The organism is Curtobacterium sp. BRD11, from assembly GCF_031844345.1.
GTDB lineage: Bacteria > Actinomycetota > Actinomycetes > Actinomycetales > Microbacteriaceae > Curtobacterium.
In genome coordinates, this window is the sequence record NZ_JAUZUZ010000012.1 from 1 (window position 1) to 5,427 (window position 5,427).

Below are 5,427 nucleotides of genomic sequence, written 5' to 3' on the forward strand. Positions count from 1 at the left end.
GCGGCGTCCTACTCTCCCACAAGGTCCCCCTTGCAGTACCATCGGCGCTGAGAGGCTTAGCTTCCGGGTTCGGAATGTGACCGGGCGTTTCCCTCTCGCTATGACCACCGGAACACTGTCGACCCAGATCCTGGATCAAACCACTGTTCCTTCAGAGCATTGCTGAAGTATTCAGTTTGATTCCCGATCGTCTGTCGGGAACCACAAAGTGGACGCGAGCCCGCCACCCACAAGGGGCGACGGTAAAAGTTGTGTTGTCAAGTCTTCGGCTTATTAGTACCGGTCAGCTCCACGGGTCGTTAGTCCCCGCTTCCACATCCGGCCTATCAACCCAGTAGTCTGCTGGGAGCCTCTCACACTCAAGGTGCATGGAAATCTCATCTCGAAGACGGCTTCCCGCTTAGATGCTTTCAGCGGTTATCCGGTCCGAACGTAGCTAATCAGCGGTGCCCTTGGCAGAACAACTGACACACCAGAGGTTCGTCCATCCCGGTCCTCTCGTACTAGGGATAGATCTTCTCAAATTTCCAACGCGCGCAGCGGATAGGGACCGAACTGTCTCACGACGTTCTAAACCCAGCTCGCGTACCGCTTTAATGGGCGAACAGCCCAACCCTTGGGACCTACTCCAGCCCCAGGATGCGACGAGCCGACATCGAGGTGCCAAACCATGCCGTCGATATGGACTCTTGGGCAAGATCAGCCTGTTATCCCCGAGGTACCTTTTATCCGTTGAGCGACAGCGCTTCCACAAGCCACTGCCGGATCACTAGTCCCGACTTTCGTCCCTGCTCGACCTGTCAGTCTCACAGTCAAGCTCCCTTGTGCACTTACACTCGCCACCTGATTGCCAACCAGGTTGAGGGAACCTTTGGGCGCCTCCGTTACTCTTTGGGAGGCAACCGCCCCAGTTAAACTACCCATCAGGCACTGTCCATGAACCCGATCAGGGTCCTACGTTAGACATCCAAAGTGACCAGAGTGGTATTTCAACAATGACTCCACGAACACTAGCGTGCCCGCTTCACAGTCTCCCACCTATCCTACACAAGCCACTCCGAACACCAATACCAAACTGTAGTAAAGGTCACGGGGTCTTTCCGTCCTGCTGCGCGTAACGAGCATCTTTACTCGTAGTGCAATTTCGCCGAGTTCGCGGTTGAGACAGCTGGGAAGTCGTTACGCCATTCGTGCAGGTCGGAACTTACCCGACAAGGAATTTCGCTACCTTAGGATGGTTATAGTTACCACCGCCGTTTACTGGGGCTTAAATTCAGAGCTTCGCCCTGAGGCTAACCCTTCCTCTTAACCTTCCAGCACCGGGCAGGCGTCAGTCCGTATACATCGTCTTGCGACTTCGCACGGACCTGTGTTTTTAGTAAACAGTCGCTTCCCACTGGTCTCTGCGGCCTTCAACGCTCAACGACGAGAAGTCGTATCACGTGTCCGGCCCCCCTTCTCCCGAAGTTACGGGGGCATTTTGCCGAGTTCCTTAACCACGATTCTCTCGATCTCCTTGGTATTCTCTACCTGACCACCTGAGTCGGTTTCGGGTACGGGCGGCTGCAACCTCGCGTCGATGCTTTTCTCGGCAGCATAGGATCACTGATTTCCCCTGACGGGTACGCGTCGGATCTCAGGCACACAGACGACGGATTTGCCTATCGTCAGCCCTACATCCTTACACCAGGTTCACCTTACGGATACCATCGCCTGGCTCAGCTACCTTCCTGCGTCACACCTGTTCATACGCTAGCCGCACCAGCATGGGGTCGAGCGTTAGACCGGACACCATCACCCCGAAGGGATCCGGTAACCCGGGTTAGGACTCTTAGCACCACTGGATTAGCTTGGGCGGTTGTTCGCCGGTACGGGAATATCAACCCGTTGTCCATCGACTACGCCTGTCGGCCTCGCCTTAGGTCCCGACTTACCCAGGGCGGATTAACCTGGCCCTGGAACCCTTGGTCTTTCGGAGGACGGGTTTCTCACCCGTCTTTCGCTACTCATGCCTGCATTCTCACTCGTGTGGCGTCCACGGCTGGATTACTCCGCCGCTTCACTCGCCACACGACGCTCTCCTACCACTCCGCACGACTGAACCACGAAGGCTTGTCTGTGTGCGAAATCTACAACTTCGGCGGTGTGCTTGAGCCCCGTTACATTGTCGGCGCGGAATCACTTGACCAGTGAGCTATTACGCACTCTTTCAAGGGTGGCTGCTTCTAAGCCAACCTCCTGGTTGTCTGTGCAACTCCACATCCTTTCCCACTTAGCACACGCTTAGGGGCCTTAGTTGGTAGTCTGGGTTGTTTCCCTCTCGACGATGAAGCTTATCCCCCACCGTCTCACTGCTGCGCTCTCACTCACCGGCATTCGGAGTTTGGCTGACGTCAGTAACCTGTTGAGGCCCATCGGCCATCCAGTAGCTCTACCTCCGGCGAGAAACACGCAACGCTGCACCTAAATGCATTTCGGAGAGAACCAGCTATCACGAAGTTTGATTGGCCTTTCACCCCTATCCACAGCTCATCCCCTCCATTTTCAACTGAAGTGGGTTCGGTCCTCCACGACGTCTTACCGTCGCTTCAACCTGGCCATGGATAGATCACTTCGCTTCGGGTCTAGGACATGCGACTGAATCGCCCTATTCAGACTCGCTTTCGCTACGGCTGCCCCACACGGGTTAACCTCGCCACATATCACTAACTCGCAGGCTCATTCTTCAAAAGGCACGCCGTCACCCCTACAAGGAGGCTCCGACGGTTTGTAAGCAAACGGTTTCAGGTACTATTTCACTCCCCTCCCGGGGTACTTTTCACCTTTCCCTCACGGTACTTGTCCGCTATCGGTCATCTGGGAGTATTTAGGCTTATCAGGTGGTCCTGACAGATTCACACGGGATTTCTCGGGCCCCGTGCTACTTGGGATACACATCCGGCCATAACACCATTTCGTCTACGGGGCTGGCACCCACTACGGCCCGGCTTTCAAACCGGTTCGACTATGATGCGCTGTAACCGTCCCAGTCCGGCAGAACTGAGCGACGTGTCCCACAACCCCGACCATGCAACGCCCGCCGGCTATCACACATGATCGGTTTAGCCTCATCCGCTTTCGCTCGCCACTACTCACGGAATCACATGTTGTTTTCTCTTCCTGTGGGTACTGAGATGTTTCACTTCCCCACGTTCCCTCTACCCGCCCTATATATTCAGGCGGGAGTCACCAGGTCGACAAGTCGCCTGGCGGGGTTTCCCCATTCGGAAATCCTCGGCTCACAGCTCGATTATCAGCTCCCCGAGGCTTATCGCAGATTTCTACGTCCTTCTTCGGCTCCAGATGCCAAGGCATCCACCGTTTGCTCTTAGAAACTTGACCACAAAGATTAAAATTGCGATCGACTCGAACAACAACCAACCCGAAAGCCGGTCATCATCACGAGCGATCTAAGATGCTCGCGTCCACTGTGTAGTTCTCAACATACGATCGGCACCAGCACTCCCCCACCAACCGGTAGGTTCACCCTGGCCCAACGAAGGACCCGTAGGCCCAACCCCCGCCAACACTCACGTGTCAACAGGAAGCCTGGTCCCTCAGGACCCAACAACGTGCACCAGCCGACCCGCTCACCCCGACCCGTCCCAACCAGCAAGCTGGCGTACTAGGGCCGGAAGCTACGCTCCCGACTGCACTGTCAATGTTCCACCCATGAGCTACCGGCAACCACGTTCGGGTTACTCGGCGCCTGAACCAGACACCTGCAGAGCAGGGCCGGTCAGATGCTCCTTAGAAAGGAGGTGATCCAGCCGCACCTTCCGGTACGGCTACCTTGTTACGACTTAGTCCTAATCACCGATCCCACCTTCGACGGCTCCTTCCACAAGGGTTAGGCCACCGGCTTCGGGTGTTACCGACTTTCATGACTTGACGGGCGGTGTGTACAAGGCCCGGGAACGTATTCACCGCAGCGTTGCTGATCTGCGATTACTAGCGACTCCGACTTCATGAGGTCGAGTTGCAGACCTCAATCCGAACTGAGACCGGCTTTTTGGGATTCGCTCCACCTTACGGTATCGCAGCCCTTTGTACCGGCCATTGTAGCATGCGTGAAGCCCAAGACATAAGGGGCATGATGATTTGACGTCATCCCCACCTTCCTCCGAGTTGACCCCGGCAGTCTCCTATGAGTCCCCGCCATAACGCGCTGGCAACATAGAACGAGGGTTGCGCTCGTTGCGGGACTTAACCCAACATCTCACGACACGAGCTGACGACAACCATGCACCACCTGTACACCGACCACAAGGGGGCGACCATCTCTGGCCGTTTCCGGTGTATGTCAAGCCTTGGTAAGGTTCTTCGCGTTGCATCGAATTAATCCGCATGCTCCGCCGCTTGTGCGGGCCCCCGTCAATTCCTTTGAGTTTTAGCCTTGCGGCCGTACTCCCCAGGCGGGGCGCTTAATGCGTTAGCTACGACACAGAAACCGTGGAAAGGTCCCTACATCTAGCGCCCAACGTTTACGGCGTGGACTACCAGGGTATCTAATCCTGTTCGCTCCCCACGCTTTCGCTCCTCAGCGTCAGTTACGGCCCAGAGATCTGCCTTCGCCATCGGTGTTCCTCCTGATATCTGCGCATTCCACCGCTACACCAGGAATTCCAATCTCCCCTACCGCACTCTAGTCTGCCCGTACCCACTGCAAGCCCGAGGTTGAGCCTCGGGATTTCACAGCAGACGCGACAAACCGCCTACGAGCTCTTTACGCCCAATAATTCCGGACAACGCTTGCACCCTACGTATTACCGCGGCTGCTGGCACGTAGTTAGCCGGTGCTTTTTCTGCAGGTACCGTCACTTTCGCTTCTTCCCTACTAAAAGAGGTTTACAACCCGAAGGCCGTCATCCCTCACGCGGCGTTGCTGCATCAGGCTTTCGCCCATTGTGCAATATTCCCCACTGCTGCCTCCCGTAGGAGTCTGGGCCGTGTCTCAGTCCCAGTGTGGCCGGTCACCCTCTCAGGCCGGCTACCCGTCGTCGCCTTGGTGAGCCATTACCTCACCAACAAGCTGATAGGCCGCGAGTCCATCCCCAACCAAAAAATCTTTCCACCACCAGACCATGCGGCCAGTGATCATATCCAGTATTAGACGTCGTTTCCAACGCTTATCCCAGAGTCAGGGGCAGGTTACTCACGTGTTACTCACCCGTTCGCCACTAATCACAGGAGCAAGCTCCTGATCATCGTTCGACTTGCATGTGTTAAGCACGCCGCCAGCGTTCGTCCTGAGCCAGGATCAAACTCTCCGTAAAAAATTACAGATCCGACACCCGAAAGCGCCGAACCGAGTTGATTCTGACTGTTGACTGTCTACTGACAATCTTCAATCCAAAAGGAATTGTCTCCGACGACCACAACCAAAGC

General features: G+C 55.8%; 3 rRNA genes. All 3 read right to left on the reverse strand.

Annotated features, from left to right (window positions below):
- A 5S ribosomal RNA gene (gene rrf, locus Q9R28_RS16760) occupies positions 1 to 112 on the reverse strand; the annotation flags it as partial.
- A 141-nt stretch (positions 113 to 253) separates the two neighbouring features.
- Positions 254 to 3,381: ribosomal RNA gene (locus tag Q9R28_RS16765) — 23S ribosomal RNA — on the reverse strand.
- A 412-nt stretch (positions 3,382 to 3,793) separates the two neighbouring features.
- Positions 3,794 to 5,315: ribosomal RNA gene (locus Q9R28_RS16770) — 16S ribosomal RNA — on the reverse strand.
- Positions 5,316 to 5,427: the final 112 nt, after the last annotated feature.